We start from the raw sequence: 15,643 nt of genomic DNA, 5'->3' as shown, positions 1-15,643 counted from the left end.
CATCATGGACGAACTGCGTTTCGCTGCCGTCGGGCTCAACCACAACCATATCTACGGCCAGGTCAATTGTCTGCTTCGGGCCGGCGCCCGCCTCGCCGGCTTCCACGAGAAGGACGATGCGCTGGCCGCGGAATTTTCCGCTGTCTACGGAGACGCCCGGCGCATCGCGACGGCAGAGGAAGTCCTCGAGGACAAGAACATCGGCCTCATCGTCTCGGCCGCCGTTTCGAGCGAGCGCGCGGAACTGGCGATCCGCGCCATGCAGCACGGCAAGGACGTGCTTGTCGACAAGCCGGGCATGACGAGCTTCGACCAGCTCGCCAAGCTGCGCCGGGTCCAGGCCGAGACGGGCCGCATTTTCTCGATTCTCTATTCGGAGCATTTCGAGAGCCCGGCCACGGTCAAGGCCGGCGAGCTCGTCGCCGCCGGCGCGATCGGCGAGGTGGTGCACATCGTCGGCCTCGGCCCGCACAGGCTGCGCCGCGAGACCCGGCCCGACTGGTTCTTCCGCCGCGCGGATTATGGCGGCATCCTGACCGACATCGCGTCGCACCAGTGCGAGCAGTTCCTGTTCTTCACCGGCGTCAACGACGCGACCGTGCTTTCGGCGAGCGTCGGCAACCGGAGCGTTCCCGACGCTCCGGAACTGCAGGACACGGGCAGCATCCACCTCTCGACGGGGCGGACCACCGGCATGATCCATGTGAACTGGCTGACCCCGGAGGGAATGCCGACCTGGGGCGACGGCCGGCTCTTCATCGTCGGCACATCCGGAACGATCGAGGTCCGCAAGACGGTCGATCTCGCCGGGCGCGAAGGCGGCAACCACCTGTTTCTCGCGGACCGCAACGGCGTCGAACATATCGACTGCTCGGGCGTCGACCTGCCCTTCGGGCGCCAGTTCCTCGCCGACATCCGCGACAGGACCGAAACCGCGATGCCGCAGGAGCGCTGCTTCAAGGCCATGGAGCTTGCGCTTCAGGCGCAGGCGATCGCCGAACAGAACGGGGACAGGAACTGACATGAGCGTGAAGACAGTCGCCATCATCGGCTGCGGCATCGGGCGTTCGCACATCGTCGAGGGCTATCAGCCGCACCCGGACAAGTTCCGGGTCCAGGCTCTCTGCGATCTCAACGAGGAGCGGCTGAACGAGGTCGGCAACGAATTCGGCATCGAGCAGCGGACCCGCTCCATCGATGAACTTCTCGCAGACGACAGCATCGACATCATCGACATCTGCACCCCGCCCGGCATCCATCTCGAACAGGTGCTCGCAGCACTTGCCGCCGGCAAGCATGTGATCTGCGAAAAGCCGCTGACCGGATCGCTCCAGGGCGTCGATGCGATCATGGAAGCCGAGAAAGCGGCCCGTGGCGTGCTGATGCCGATCTTCCAGTATCGCTACGGCGACGGCATCGAGAAAGCCAAGCGCATCATCGAGGCGGGCATTGCGGGCAAGCCCTATGTCGGCTCGGTCGAGACTTTCTGGCTGCGCACGCCCGAATATTATTCCGTCCCCTGGCGGGGCAAGTGGGCAACGGAGCTCGGCGGCGTGCTCGTCACCCACGCGCTGCATCTGCACGATATGATGCTGCATCTTCTCGGCCCGGTGGCGCGCGTATTCGGCCGCGTCGCGACCCGGGTCAACGATATCGAGGTCGAGGATTGCGCCTCGGCAAGCCTGCTCATGAAGAACGGCGCTTTCGTTTCGCTTTCCTGTACGCTCGGCTCGCAGGAGCAGATCAGCCGGCTCAGGCTGCATTTCGAGAACGTCACTTTCGAAAGCAGCCACGAGCCTTATGCGCCGGGTAAGGACCCGTGGAAGATCATCGCGGCAAACGACGAGGTGCAGGCCCGGATCGACGAAGTGACCGGCGACTGGCGTCCGGTCTCGCCACGCTTCACCACCCAGATGGCGCATTTCCACGATTTCCTGAGCGGCAGGGGGCCCCTGCCCGTGACGACGCAGGATGCGCGCCGCGCGCTGGAACTGGTGACGGCGATCTATCAGTCCGCGGATACAGGGCGCGAAATAGAACTACCGCTTGGGCCGGACAGTCCAAAATATGCCGACTGGCGCGTGAATACCCGATAAGGGCTGCAGGGAGGACTTGGAAATGGCGACGAGCGTCGTTCTTCAGAAGGTCGAGAAGCGCTATGGTGCGCTCGACGTGATCCACGGCATCGACCTGACCATCGACCCCGGCGAGTTCGCCGTCTTCGTGGGTCCGTCCGGCTGCGGCAAGTCGACTCTCTTGCGCATGATCGCGGGGCTCGAGGAGATTTCCGGCGGTACGCTCCTGCTCGACAGCGACCGGATGAACGAGGTTGCCCCCGCCAGACGCGGCATTGCCATGGTGTTCCAGTCCTATGCGCTCTATCCGCACATGTCGGTCTACAAGAATCTCGCCTTCGGCCTCGAAACAGCAGGCTACAAGAAGGCCGAGATCGAACCGAAGGTGCGCCGGGCCGCCGAGATCCTGCAGATCGAAAAGCTGCTCGACCGCAAACCCAAGGCGCTTTCCGGCGGCCAGAGGCAGCGCGTGGCGATCGGCCGCGCCATCGTGCGCGAGCCGCGCATCTTCCTCTTCGACGAGCCGCTTTCCAACCTCGATGCGGAACTGCGCGTCCAGATGCGCGTGGAGATCTCAAGGCTCCATCGGGACCTCGGCAACACCATGATCTATGTAACGCACGATCAGGTTGAGGCCATGACCATGGCCGACAAGATCGTCGTCCTGAATTCCGGCCGGATCGAACAGGTGGGCGCGCCTCTCGATCTGTACAACAATCCCGTCAACCGCTTCGTCGCCGGCTTCATCGGCAGCCCCAAAATGAATTTCCTCAAGGCGCGCATCGCCGACGTCACCGGAAGCGAAACGGCGCTCGAGGTCTGCGGCGGAACGATCCGCCTTCCCCGTCGCCTGAACGACGCGGCACAGGGCCAGGACGTCACATTCGGCATCCGGCCGGAGCATCTTGCCGCGCGCGAGGGCGGCATCCAGCTCGCTCCGATCAATGTCGAGATCGTCGAGAACCTCGGAGGCGAAACCATGCTCTACGGGATTACGCCGGATCGCCAGCAGCTGACCGTCGCGCTGGAGGGACAGCAGAAGGTTGAACGCGGTTCCAATCTCGCCGTCCACTTCGATCCGTCGCGCTGCCACGTCTTCGGCGCCGATGGCAGGGCAATGTAGGCGGAGCGGTCGAAAGGCGGACACCGATGAAACTGTTCTACAGCCGCAATCCCAACCCTCGGCTTGCCGTCGCGGTGGCCCGCCATCTCGGAGCCGAGGTCGAATTCGAGTTCGCCTCACCCTTCGCGCCGGGGCAGGCGGAGCGATATCGACCGCTCAACCCGAACCTTTCGCTGCCCATTCTCGTGGAGACGGGGAAAAGCCTTTGGGAGGCCGACGCGATCGCATGCCGGCTTTCACGCGCGGCGCATTCGGATCTGTGGCGCACGGGCGACGACGAACCCGAGATGATCCGTTGGCTCAGCTGGGGCAAGGAGAACTTCGTGAGAGCGTGCGATGTCGTCCATTTCGAGCGCGGCACGAAACAGCGTTACGGCCTCGGCCCGATGGACCAGCGACTGGTCGAAGAGGGGCTGAGCAGGTTCTGTAAAGCTGCTGCTATACTTGAGGTCACGCTTTCCGAGCGGGATTGGCTGGTCGGAGACAGGGTTTCCTATGCGGATTTCCGAATGGCGACCTTCCTGCCCTTCAACGATGCCGCCGAATTGCCGCTCGGCGATTATCCTTCCGTCTGGCGCTGGTATGGCCGGCTCGAGGAGATCGATGCCTGGCGCGATCCCTTCAGGGGTCTGGATGCGCCCGAACTGCCTCCGATACCGGGGCGCTGATTAAATTCAACCGCAGGCGCACAGCTCAAAGCCGACGATCGTCGAAACGGCGGATGGCGACACCTGCCACGGGGCTTCTTGCGACGAAAATGCCGCCGGAGCGGCTTTCCTCTCCGATGCCCGCGGGGCGCAGCGACGTGACGAGGAGCGTCTTCAGGTCCGGTCCGGCAAAGCAGGGCATGGTCGGCGCCGGCACCGGAAAACGATGTGTCCCGACAAGACGGCCCTCGGGCGAGAAGCGGTTGATGACGCCCGCCGACACGCCGGCGCTCCAGTAATTGCCTTCCACGTCGATGGCGGCTCCGTCCGGGCGGCCGCTCGCCTCGTCAAGGTCAGCCAGCCGTCCGCGCCCGGAAAGCGCGCCCGTTGCGGGATCGAACTGCCAGCGGTCGATCCAGGGCCCGCGTGAGTCCGAGTGATACAGGAGAGAACCGTCGCCGCTCCAGGCGAGGCCGTTGGAACAGATGACGCCTTCTACCTTCCGTTCGACCGTAGCGTCCGGCGAGACCCGGTAGAGCGACGCGACGGGTCGGCGATCCCCCGCATCGTGCATCGTCCCCACCCAGAAGGCGCCGTCCGGCCCAACCTTACCATCGTTGAGACGCGTGTCCGCAATATCCGGCTCGATCGCACCGATTTCGCCGGTGATCGCGCCGATGTCGGGGTCGAACAGAACCACGCGATCGCGCTGCGCCAGCACGAGGCGGCCGGAATGCGCAAGGCCGATGCTGCAGGCGCCGCCCTCGACGGTCCATGCCACGTGGCCGGCGCCGGAAAGCTCCATGCGATGGAGGGCGCTGCGGCCGATATCGACGAAGAACAGCCAGTTCCGGCGATCGTCGAAAACCGGGCTTTCGGCGACATCGCAGCGCGCCTCCAGAAGACATTCAAATGTCAGATCGAAAGACATGTTTCCCACCATCGCCGAACCGTCTGCGGCAGAAACCGCCGGCGGCTTGCGCTTGACGCCCCATTTTCGAATTCGCTGCCGCCGTCGTTTGCTCTATCATTGCCCTTGCCCTCGCTCAACTTGTAAAATAAACATACAGGAGACCGGCCGGGAGATTTGCATGAAGACACCACCCGAAACCGCGATCGGCCTGCCGCTTTGCGCGGCTCGCCGCAGCACCGTGTCGGTTGGAGGCGCAGAGCGAGACCGCAAATGATCGAGCCGGGCTATCGGCGGGCGTTTGACATGGATCGGAGCATGGCCGGATCAGAGATCGCCATGGGACCCGGTGATGCGGGCGCGCGATTCCGTCAGATGGTAGCGCATGTAGAGGCGGGCGAGATCCCGGTTCTGGCCCGCGATCGCCGAAAAAATTTTGCGGTGCTCTTCGAGGACACGGCGGCGGCGGTCATCGGAGCCCTGCCGCGTCAGGCCGAGCGCCATGCGCATCGAGCCGCTGAGAATGTCTCGCAGCTCTTCCAGAAGACGCGGGAAAAGTTCGTTTCCCGCGGCTTCCGCCACGGCGTGGTGAAAGGCGAAGTCCTCTTCCCATCCCGTTTCGCCGCGCGCGAAGGCGCCTTCCAGCGCCGCCAGCGCCTCGCCTATGTGGTTGAGCTGAGCCTTGGTCCGGCGCATTGCGGCAAGTCCCGCGCATTCCGTCTCAAGCGCGAGCCGCGGCTCGAACGCCCTGAGATAGCTCGCGATCTCGGCCGAGGCGGCGAGACTGGTGAGCTTGTCGGAAGGACGCGACTTCACGAAGGTGCCGATGCCCTGGCGCGAAACCACGAGGCCGTCGGCCTGCAGCCGCATCAGCGCCTCGCGTACGACGGGACGGGAAACCTGAAAATCGCGGCAGATATGTGCTTCGGACGGCAGTTTCGCGCCCTCGGCCATCTGGCCGCTGACGATCTGTTCGAGAATTTGCCCGTAAAGAACATCGGCAAGCCGCTCCCGCCGTGCCGGCTTCAGTTTCAACGTTACGTCGTTCAAGGGTCTGCCTTCACCTGTCATTTTTTTGTACAGGCTCAATCTAGCCGACCCGCCCGGAAATGCAAAGGAGGCCGCCAATGACCAGACGCAAGAAGCCGGAGGACTTTCGAAGCTTTCGCTGGTTCGGCGTCAAGGACCTGCGCGCCTTCGGCCACAGGTCCCGCCTTTACCAGATGGGCTACGACCATGCGGAACTCGCAAACAAGCCCGTCATCGCAATCATCAACACCTGGAGCGACATCAATCCGTGCCACGCGCATCTGAGGGCTCGGGCCGAGGAGGTCAAGCGCGGCGTCTGGCAGGCAGGCGGCTTTCCGATCGAGCTGCCGGCCATGTCGCTGGCAGAGACCTATGTGAAGCCCACGACGATGCTCTACCGCAATTTCCTGGCGATGGAGGTGGAGGAGCTCATCCGCTCGCATCCGGTAGACGGCGTCGTACTGCTTGCCGGCTGCGACAAGACCACGCCGGGAACGATCATGGGAGCGATCCAGGTGGACCTGCCGACGATCTTCGTGCCGGCCGGGCCGATGCTGCGCGGCAATTATCGCGGCCGGTTGCTGGGGTCCGGATCGGACGTCTGGAAATACTGGGCGGAAAAGGAAGCCGGCCGCGTCACCGAGAATGAGTGGAGCGAAATGGAGCGCGGCATCGCCCGCTCCTTCGGCACGTGCATGACGATGGGCACGGCCTCGACGATGACGGCGCTCGCCGACACGCTGGGCCTTTCGCTGCCCGGCGCTTCCGCTATTCCGGCGCCGGATGCCGGCCATGCGCGAATGGCCGCACTCTCGGGCGCGCGCATTGTCGAGATGGTCTTCGAGGACCTGAAACCGTCCGACATTCTGACGGCGAAAGCATTCGAGAATGCACTCGTCGTGCATATGGCGATGGCCGGCTCGACCAATGCGATGATCCATCTGATCGCGATGGCGCGGCGCTGCGGCGTTCCGCTGACGCTCGACGACTTCGACCGCATATCGGCACAGGTCCCTGTTCTCTGCAACATCCGGCCGACCGGCGAATTCCTGATGGAGGACTTCTATTACGCCGGCGGTCTGATCGCGCTCTGGAAACAATTGGAGCCGCTCCTGCACACCGGGGAACGCAATGTGATCGGCACGATCGGCGGAGCTCTCGATGAGGCCGAGGTCCACCTGCCGGAGGTGATCCGACCGCTCGACAGGCCGGTGGCCGCGCGCGGCGGCACGGCTATTCTCAAAGGGAACCTGGCGCCGCAAGGCTGCGTCTTGAAACCCGCGGCGGCCGACCCCGCCTTGCTCGAACACCGCGGACCGGCGCTCGTCTTCGACGACTGCGACGCGATGATGGAAGCGGTGAACGACGAAAATCTCGACGTCACTGCCGACACGGTCATGATCCTGCGCAATGCCGGTCCCGTCGGGGGACCGGGCATGCCGGAATGGGGCATGCTGCCGATCCCGAGGAAGCTCCTGAAAGAGGGCGTGCGCGACATGGTGCGCATTTCCGATGCCCGCATGAGCGGCACCAGCTATGGCGCATGCATCCTCCATGTGGCGCCGGAAGCCTATGTCGGCGGTCCGCTGGCGGCGGTCCGCAACGGCGACATCATCGCGCTCGACGTTGCCCGCCGCACGATCACGCTCGAGGTCGATCAGGCGGAAATCGGCCGCCGGCTCGCCGAATGGAAGCCGCCTGAGCGCGATTATTCGCGGGGCTATCTGAAGATGCATGCGGAAAATATCCAGCAGGCGCCGGAAGGCTGCGACTTCACCTTCCTGCAATCGCCCCATAAGCTGCCCGAACCGGAGATTCATTGATCACGACGACGACCGGTCATTTGGCCCTAGGTCAACGCGATCCGATGCGAGGCAGGCTTGACGCATGACAACGCGACTATTGATAACCGGCGCCGCAGGCGGCCTCGGCCGCTATGCCCGGGAAGGGCTTCGGGACTGCGCGGAGGTTCTGCGCCTTTCGGATATCGCCGCGCTTTCTCCCGCCGGAGAGCGTGAGGAAGTCGTGCAATGCGACCTTGCCGAGCGCGAGGCGGTTTGCCGACTCGTGCGCGGCTGCGATGCGATCCTGCATCTCGGTGCGATCTCGGCGGAGTCCGACTTCGACGCTCTTCTTCAGACCAACATCCTCGGCACCTACAATCTCTACGAGGCGGCGCGAAAAGCCGGCATAAACCGCATTCTCTTTGCGAGCACCAATCATGTGACCGGCTTCCATCCGGTGGGCGAGACGCTCGACCACCTGTCGCCGCGGCGGCCGGACAGCCTTTACGGCGTCAGCAAGTGCTTCGGCGAGGATCTTTCCCGGCTCTATTTCGATAAATACGGCATGGAAACCGCCTGCCTCAGGATCGGCAGCTGCTTCGCCGAACCCACGAACCGGCGCATGCTGTCCACCTGGCTGAGTCCGCGCGATTTCCTGGCGCTGGTGCGCAGGCTTCTCCATGCCCCGAAAATCGGCCATCTGGTGCTCTACGGCGTCTCCGCCAATCGGGACGTCTGGTGGTCTAACGGGCATGCGGATTTCCTCGGCTGGCGCCCGCAGGACAGCAGCGAACCCTACCGGCAACAGATTGAAGAGCACGAGGAGGAGCCTTCGCACGGCGTGCGCTATCAGGGTGGGCGTCATGCGGCGGCGAGGTTGCCGGGTTAAGGCACCGGTTCCACAAGAAACCACGGCTTTCCGTCCACGCCGCTGCGCTCGGCATTGCCCTTGCGCCGCACCGCCATAGATTCTGCAGCGGCAGCTTCGGCGGCTCGTTGCACCGTCCGCTGTCCGAGCTCTCGCTTCAGGAGGAATACATGACTTCCCCTAGTACGGCAGGTGACGTTTCCGGCCAAAATCGCTTATCCGCCAATCCTTTGTCTGCAGACGAACTTCAGCGGATGGACGCCTACTGGCGGGCGTCGAACTATCTCTCCGTCGGGCAGATCTACCTCCTGGACAACCCGCTTCTCCGCAAGCCGCTGAAGCGGGAGCACATCAAACCGCGGCTTCTTGGCCATTGGGGTACGTCGCCGGGTCTGAACATGCTCTATGTCCACCTGAACCGGGTGATCAAGCGCGACGATCTCGAGATGATGTATGTCATCGGCCCCGGGCATGGCGGACCCTCGCTTGTCGCCCACGCCTATCTGGAAGGCACCTATAGCGAGGTCTATCCGGACATCAGCCAGGACGCCGAAGGCCTGCGGAAGCTCTTCAAGCAGTTCAGCTTCCCCGGCGGCATCCCGAGCCATGTCGCGCCGGAAACGCCGGGCAGCATTCACGAGGGCGGCGAGCTCGGCTACGCATTGAGCCATGCCTATGGGGCGGCCTTCGACAATCCCGAACTGATCGTCGCCTGCGTCGTGGGCGACGGGGAAGCCGAAACGGGTCCGCTCGCGACCGGCTGGCACGGCAACAAGTTCCTGAACCCGGCGCGCGACGGCTGCGTCCTGCCGATCCTGCATCTTAACGGATACAAGATCGCCAATCCCTGTTTTCTCGCACGCATTCCAAAAGCGGAACTGCAGAAGTTCTTCGAGGGCATGGGCTATGCGCCGTTGTTCGTCGAAGGTCATGATCCCGCAGACGTGCATCAGCAGCTGGCGGGCGCGCTCGATACCGCGCTCGCCGATATCCGGCGTATCCAGACCGGCGCCCGGATCGACGGCAATCTGAAACGTCCTGCCTGGCCCATGATCGTCTTCCGCACACCCAAGGGCTGGACCTGCCCGGCCGAGATCGACGGCAAGAAATGCGAGGATTACTGGCGATCGCATCAGGTGCCGATGGGAGACATGGACAAGCCGGAGCATATCCGCATCCTCGAAGGCTGGATGAAGAGCTATCGGCCGGAGGAGCTCTTCGACGGCGAAGGGCGGCTGACGGCGGAACTGGCGGCGCTTGCCCCGACAGGCCGCCGCCGGATGAGCGACAATCCGCATGCCAATGGCGGACTGTTGCTGCGCGACCTGAAGATGCCCGACTTCCGCGATTATGCGGTTTCGGTTCAAAACCCCGGAGCGGCCACGGTCGAGTCGGCCCGCGTGATGGGCAGCTATCTGCGCGACGTGATGAAGCTCAACCTGGCGTCCGGGAACTTCCGCCTGTTCAGTCCGGACGAGAACAACTCGAACCGCTGGCAGGACGTGCTCGAGGTTACGGATCGCTGTTTCATGGGCGATATCTATCCGGAAGACGACCATCTGTCGCCGGACGGACGGCTGATGGAGGTCCTGAGCGAGCATCAATGCCAGGGCTGGCTCGAAGGCTACCTGCTGACCGGACGCCATGGCTTCTTTTCCTGCTACGAAGCCTTCATTCACATCATCGATTCGATGTTCAACCAGCACGCCAAATGGCTGAAGGTCTGCAACGAAATCCCGTGGCGGCGCCCGATCGCTTCCTTGAACTATTTCCTGAGCTCGCATGTCTGGCGCCAGGACCATAACGGCTTCAGCCATCAGGACCCCGGCTTCATCGATCACGTGGTCAACAAGAAGGCGGACATCATCCGCGTCTATCTGCCGCCGGACGCCAACACGCTGCTGTCGGTGACGGATCATTGTCTGAGGAGCCGCAACTACATCAACGTCGTCGTCGCCGGCAAGCAACCTTCGCCGCAATGGCTGACCATGGACCAGGCGGTGAAGCATTGCACCGAGGGGCTGGGCATCTGGGAATGGGCAAGCAACGACAAGGGCTGCGAGCCGGATGTCGTCATGGCATGCTGCGGCGATGTCCCGACGCTGGAGACGCTCGCCGCCGCGCAATTGCTGCGCGAACACCTGCCGGAATTGAAGGTGCGGGTGATCAACGTCGTCAATCTGATGAAGCTGCAGCCGTCCGCGGAACACCCGCACGGCCTGCCGGACCGCGACTTCGACGCGCTGTTCACCAAGGACAAGCCGATCATCTTCGCCTTCCATGGCTATCCCTGGCTGATCCACCGCCTCACCTATCGCCGCACGAACCATGCCAATCTGCATGTCCGCGGCTACAAGGAAGAGGGGACGACGACGACGCCCTTCGACATGGTTGTGCTCAACCATCTGGACCGGTTCCATCTGGTCGAGGACGTCATCGACCGGCTGCCCCAACTCGGCGCCCGCGCCGCCTATTTCAAGCAGGCGATTCACGAGCGGCTGATCGACCACAGGCACCATATCGAAAGATACGGCGAGGACATGCCGGCGATCAGTGGCTGGAGATGGGGCCGGGACGATACCGGTAACGCACAGGGAACATCGACTGAGGGCGACAATGTCTGAGACGCGCTTCCGCAACTCGACATGTCACCACGGCGAAAGGCCCGCCGAGGCGGGCCTTTTTCTATCTTTCGGTCCCAGGGTCTGATGCAGAGAGTGCCGCCCCCGAATTCAGGCCGGCAGCTGGAAGAACCAGTTGGCGAACAGCACGATGGCGATGCCTGCGCCGAGCGCCAGATAGGGTAACATGCCCGCCTTCCTGACACCGAGATTCTGTCCGGAGAGACCGAGATCCTCCATGGCTTCGAGCGGGAACCTGCCGCGATCCTGAAAATAGTGGCGATAGGCGAAGACCGGCAGGATGAGCGCGGCGAAGATGAAGCCGACCCACAGTGCATTGGAGTAGCCCCAGACCTTGGCGCCGGCGCCAAGGAAGAGCGCGTTCACGAAGGCCAGCACGGTGTTCAGGCCAATCAGCCAGGTCGGCGCCTTCCAGGGCCGCTCGATATGGCCGGAGTCGATACGGTGGATCCAGCCGGAGTTGAGGTTCAGGAAGTTGAAGATGATGTAGCCGACATTGGAGACGGCCAGCACGAAGAAGTAGCCGCCGACATCCGAGGCGATGGCAAGCAGGAAGAGGTTGAAAGCGAAGTCGGTCCACATAGCGCGGGTCGGCGCGCCGTTCTCGTTCACATGGTCGAGATATTTGGGCAGCCAGCCGTCCTTCGAGCCCTGGTAAAGCGTGCGCGAGGAGCCGGCCATCGCCGTCATGATGGCGAGGAAGAGCGCCAGAATCATCAGAACGACGAGAAGCTGGGTGACGATGCGGCCGGCGCCGATCAGGCCGCCGAGCGCCTCGGCTACACCCGTGCCGTCGATGATGCCGGGCGCCAGCATGCCGGCGTGACCAAGCACCCCCTGAAAGGCGAAGGGCACGAGGAAGAAGAACAGGCAGCAGATGAGGCCGGAATAGAAGATGGCCTTGAAGGTGTCGGTCCGGGGGTTCTTCAGTTCGCGCGTATAGCAGACCGCTGTTTCGAACCCGTAAGTCGACCAGGCGGCGATATAGAGGCCACCGAGAAAGAGCGTCCAGCCGCCATTGCTCCAGGTGCCGTCCTCGCCGGAATAGGCCGCAGTCGGTGGCACGAGGCCGGTGACGTTGGAGGCAACGATATGGCCGCTGACGATCGGATAGATGCCGATGATCAGCAGGGGAATGAGGACGAGCATGGCGAGCCACTTCTGAACGCTGGCGGTCCCGGCGATGCCGCGATGCTGGATCGCGAAGATGATCAGCATCAGGATGCCGCCGATCAGGAAGGTGGCGTTGATATTGGCCGTGGCGAGGAAGGGAATGCTGAAGCTCACCAGCGACCAGCTGCGGATCACAGGCGTCAGCGCCGCTACGCCGTCCGTTGCAAGAACCGCCTTGACGGCATCTTCCGGCGCGGTGCCGGCATGGGCCGCGAGATACTCGGCGACACGGGGGCTATCGGCGGTGACGGAGGCGGCGTGGGCGCCGATCCAGTCGAGCACTGCCTGCGAATCCGCCGCAGGAATCGGGAAGAGGGCGTTGAGGATATAGCCCGCGGCGATCACGCAGCCGAGCGAAAGTACCGGCGACCACGCGAACCAATTGCACCAGACGGAAAGCGGAGCGATGAATTTCGAATAGCGCAGCCATGCGGTCGCTCCATAGATCGAGGCGCCGCCGGACTTGTTGGCGAACATCCCGGCGATTTCCGCATAGGTGAAGGATTGCAGGAAGCCCATGATCATCGAAATGATCCAGACCGCGAAGGCCAGCTTGCCGGTCGTTCCGGCAATGCCGCCGATGGAGAAGAGCACGAGCGGCGGCACGCCAGCTGCCACCCAGAACGCGCCCTTCCAGTCGAGCGCGCGTATAAGCTTCCCCTCGGTGCCGGCAGCAATGCCGGCGTTCACCACATCTGTCATCGCTGAATTCCCCTTTTATTTGTTCCGGACGTGTTCTTCGATACGTCTCCCTGAACGTGCCTCCCACGGCAGCCGGCCCGATGTTTTGGTGGCCCCATTTATGCATTGAATTCAGATCCGGCCGTTTATGCATAGTGAAGAAAGTTTCTTCATAGTCAATATATCTCCTTTACTTCCGCTCGCGATTTTGCCAGCATGATCCGGGCAGGGGCCAACATTCGGGCGAGGAAGTTATGGAAGATCGCCGTCCTGGGATGCTTGGAGCGAGGCCCGTTTCGGCGAGCATCATCCGCTATCCGGGCTTCCCGGCGCTGCCGAAGGGCACCGAACGCTACCGGTGCAAGGGTGGCGGCTCGCTGGTCGTGCGCGTCGAAGCGGGAGACCTGGTGACGGTCACCGATGCCGAGGGCTGCCAGGCATGCGAGCTTTCCTTCCTTGACGAAGACGGCCGCTTCCAGGCGGCAGGCCTCGGCGCGGCGTTCACCAATGCCGCCGAGGGCCTCAAGGCCATTCTCTCCCGCGAAGAAGCGGGCACGCTTCGCATTCGCAGCGCGCTTCGGCGCCGCGGCGCGGACCTGGCCACGGCCGGCGCCCTGCGCATTTTCGGGGAGCGATCCAAACCGGGCAGCAGGGTCGAATTCACGATCGCGCTGAAGGGGCTGCTGATCGTTGCCGCACCCGCAGAGTCGATGTCGCCCGAGGCACAGGACACGGCAACGCCCATCGAGGTCAGAGTCCGCCGCAGCAAGGTGGTCCGCGATTATGCCTCCGCCTTGCCGGAGCCGCTGGCCGATCCGATCGAGGACATCCGCATCAGGGCTGCAACCGCGTCGGCATATTTCGTGCGGGCCGGAGAATTCATACAGATCATCGACGTCTATGGCCGCCAGTGCACGGACTTTCAGGCCTTTGCCGCACGCAAGGTCGACAAGGGTCTCGACCTGGCTCTCGACTCAACCGTCACCCGTACCCTGCTCGGGCGCAGCTACCCGGCCCCGGGCCTGCCGTCCAGGGCTTTCGATCGCGATTTCGAGCCGCTGGTGGAGATCGTACAGGACACGGTTGGCCGTCACGACGCTTTCGCCACCGCCTGCAATTCGCGCTATTACGATGACATGGGCTATCCCGGCCACGTCAACTGTACGGACAATTTCAACGCGGCGCTTGCGCCTTATGGCATTCCCGGCCGCAAGGGCTGGGAGGCGCTCAACTATTTCTACAACACCAATATCGACCACAACAACCAGCTCTATCTCGATGAGCCCTGGTCGCGTGCGGGCGACTACGTGCTGATGCGGGCTCTGACCGACCTCGTCTGCGTCTCCTCCTCCTGTCCCGACGATATCGACGCGGCAAACGGCTGGGATCCGACCGACATCCACGTCCGGACCTTTTCCGGAAAAGAGCAATTCTCACGAGCGGTAGCCTATCGCATGACACCCGATGCCGATCCCGAACTGACGCGTGAAACCGCCTTTCACTCCCGCTTCTCGGCGCTGACGCGAGACTATGCTGAATATCGCGGCTATTGGCTGCCGAGCCGGTTTTCCTCGGAGGGGCCGGTCGAGGAATACTGGGCCTGCCGGGAACGCGCGGCAATCATCGATCTCTCGCCGCTGCGCAAGTTCGAGGTCACGGGTCCGGATGCCGAAGAATTGCTGCAATATTGCCTGACGCGCGACGTGCGCAAGCTTTCGACCGGCCAGGTCGTCTATTCCGCGATGTGCTACGAGCATGGCGGCATGATCGACGACGGCACCCTTTTCCGTCTCGGCGACAAGAACTTCCGCTGGATCGGCGGGGACGATTACAGCGGCATCTGGCTGCGCGAGCAGGCGGAGAAGAAAGGCTTCAAAGCCTGGGTGCGTTCCTCGACCGACCAGATGCACAATATTGCCGTTCAAGGCCCGAAAAGCCGCGACATCCTCAAGGAGATCGTCTGGACGGCACCACGTCAGCCCACGATCGGCGAGCTCGAATGGTTCCGCTTTGCAGTCGGCCGCATCGGAGGCTTCGACGGCGCGCCCATCGTCGTCTCGCGCACCGGCTATACCGGCGAGCTCGGCTATGAGATATTCTGCCATCCCAAAGATGCCCTGACCGTTTTTGACGCGGTCCGGCTGGCCGGCGAGCCGCATGGGCTTAAGCCGATGGGGCTGGAAGCGCTCGACATGGTCCGCATCGAGGCGGGCCTGATCTTCGCTCATTACGACTTCGACGATCAGACCGACCCGTTCGAGGCCGGTATCGGCTTCACGGTGCCGCTGAAGTCCAAGCAGGACGATTTCATCGGCCGCGAAGCGCTGATCCGCCGCAAGGAAAACCCGCGCCACCTGATGGTCGGCCTCGACATACAGGCGAACGAGGCGGTCGGCCACGGCGACTGCGTGCATGTCGGGCGCGCACAGATCGGCGTCATCACCAGTGCCACCCGCTCACCGGTCCTCGGCAAGGCGATCGCGCTTGCCCGGATCGACGTTACGCATGCGGCGGTCGGCACGCAGGTGGAGATCGGCAAGCTCGACGGCCAGCAGAAGCGCCTGCCCGCAGTCGTCGTGCCGATGTCGCACTACGATCCGCAGAAGAAGCGGCCGCGCTCCTGAACCTATTTGGGAAACCCTCTGTAAGCCTTGCCGTCGCGCGAGTGGAATCTTGCCCCTCCCACGAGTGGGAAGGGCATTCCGCCAAGC

General features: G+C 63.4%; 11 protein-coding genes. 8 read left to right on the top strand and 3 right to left on the bottom strand.

What is annotated here, in order from left to right; genetic code table 11:
• Nucleotides 1–4: 4 nt before the first annotated feature.
• The 4 genes from SINAR_RS0127615 to SINAR_RS0127600 are packed head-to-tail and all read left to right on the top strand — an operon-like array spanning nt 5 to nt 3,866.
• The gene (locus SINAR_RS0127615; RefSeq protein ID WP_028002085.1) at nt 5–1,021 is read left to right on the top strand and encodes a Gfo/Idh/MocA family protein; all 1,017 of its coding nucleotides are present in this window, start codon (nt 5–7) and stop codon (nt 1,019–1,021) included.
• A gap of 1 nt (nt 1,022) precedes the next feature.
• Nucleotides 1,023–2,096 carry a Gfo/Idh/MocA family protein gene (locus SINAR_RS0127610; RefSeq protein WP_028002084.1) on the top strand — a complete coding sequence of 358 codons (1,074 nt, stop codon included), beginning with the start codon at nt 1,023–1,025 and terminating at the stop codon, nt 2,094–2,096.
• 22 nt (nt 2,097–2,118) lie between these two features.
• Nucleotides 2,119–3,198, top strand: a complete 1,080-nt coding sequence (locus tag SINAR_RS0127605) for an ABC transporter ATP-binding protein (RefSeq protein ID WP_028002083.1) — start codon at nt 2,119–2,121, stop codon at nt 3,196–3,198.
• A 26-nt stretch (nt 3,199–3,224) separates the two neighbouring features.
• Nucleotides 3,225–3,866, top strand: coding sequence for a glutathione S-transferase family protein (locus tag SINAR_RS0127600; protein ID WP_028002082.1), 642 nt, complete (start codon nt 3,225–3,227; stop codon nt 3,864–3,866).
• Nucleotides 3,867–3,891: 25 nt separating this feature from the next.
• Here the strand turns inward: SINAR_RS0127600 and SINAR_RS0127595 are convergent, their stop codons facing one another.
• Nucleotides 3,892–4,776 (bottom strand): SMP-30/gluconolactonase/LRE family protein, encoded by an 885-nt coding sequence (locus SINAR_RS0127595; RefSeq protein ID WP_028002081.1) that lies wholly within the window; start codon nt 4,774–4,776, stop codon nt 3,892–3,894.
• A gap of 306 nt (nt 4,777–5,082) precedes the next feature.
• Nucleotides 5,083–5,805 (bottom strand): FadR/GntR family transcriptional regulator, encoded by a 723-nt coding sequence (locus SINAR_RS0127590; RefSeq protein WP_028002080.1) that lies wholly within the window; start codon nt 5,803–5,805, stop codon nt 5,083–5,085.
• Between the two features lie 77 nt (nt 5,806–5,882).
• Here SINAR_RS0127590 and araD point away from each other — a divergent pair, with 77 nt between their 5' ends.
• The 3 genes from araD to SINAR_RS01000000133950 all read left to right on the top strand — a co-directional run bounded on the left by araD (nt 5,883) and on the right by SINAR_RS01000000133950 (nt 11,060).
• Nucleotides 5,883–7,607 (top strand): L-arabinonate dehydratase, encoded by a 1,725-nt coding sequence (araD, locus tag SINAR_RS0127585; protein WP_028002079.1) that lies wholly within the window; start codon nt 5,883–5,885, stop codon nt 7,605–7,607.
• A gap of 64 nt (nt 7,608–7,671) precedes the next feature.
• A complete protein-coding gene (locus SINAR_RS0127580; protein WP_028002078.1) occupies nt 7,672–8,457 on the top strand; it encodes an NAD-dependent epimerase/dehydratase family protein in 786 nt (261 codons plus the stop codon).
• 149 nt (nt 8,458–8,606) lie between these two features.
• Nucleotides 8,607–11,060 (top strand): phosphoketolase family protein, encoded by a 2,454-nt coding sequence (locus tag SINAR_RS01000000133950; protein WP_050577559.1) that lies wholly within the window; start codon nt 8,607–8,609, stop codon nt 11,058–11,060.
• Between the two features lie 108 nt (nt 11,061–11,168).
• On the opposite strand, the gene SINAR_RS0127565 is transcribed toward SINAR_RS01000000133950, so the two are convergent.
• Nucleotides 11,169–12,953, bottom strand: a complete 1,785-nt coding sequence (locus SINAR_RS0127565; RefSeq protein WP_028002077.1) for a trimethylamine N-oxide permease — start codon at nt 12,951–12,953, stop codon at nt 11,169–11,171.
• Between the two features lie 233 nt (nt 12,954–13,186).
• Between SINAR_RS0127565 and SINAR_RS0127560 the strand changes: the two genes are divergently transcribed.
• Nucleotides 13,187–15,556 (top strand): trimethylamine N-oxide demethylase, encoded by a 2,370-nt coding sequence (locus SINAR_RS0127560; protein WP_028002076.1) that lies wholly within the window; start codon nt 13,187–13,189, stop codon nt 15,554–15,556.
• Nucleotides 15,557–15,643: the final 87 nt, after the last annotated feature.

Source organism: Sinorhizobium arboris LMG 14919 (assembly GCF_000427465.1).
Classification (GTDB): domain Bacteria; phylum Pseudomonadota; class Alphaproteobacteria; order Rhizobiales; family Rhizobiaceae; genus Sinorhizobium; species Sinorhizobium arboris.
This window is presented reverse-complemented; position numbering and strand designations above follow the sequence as displayed.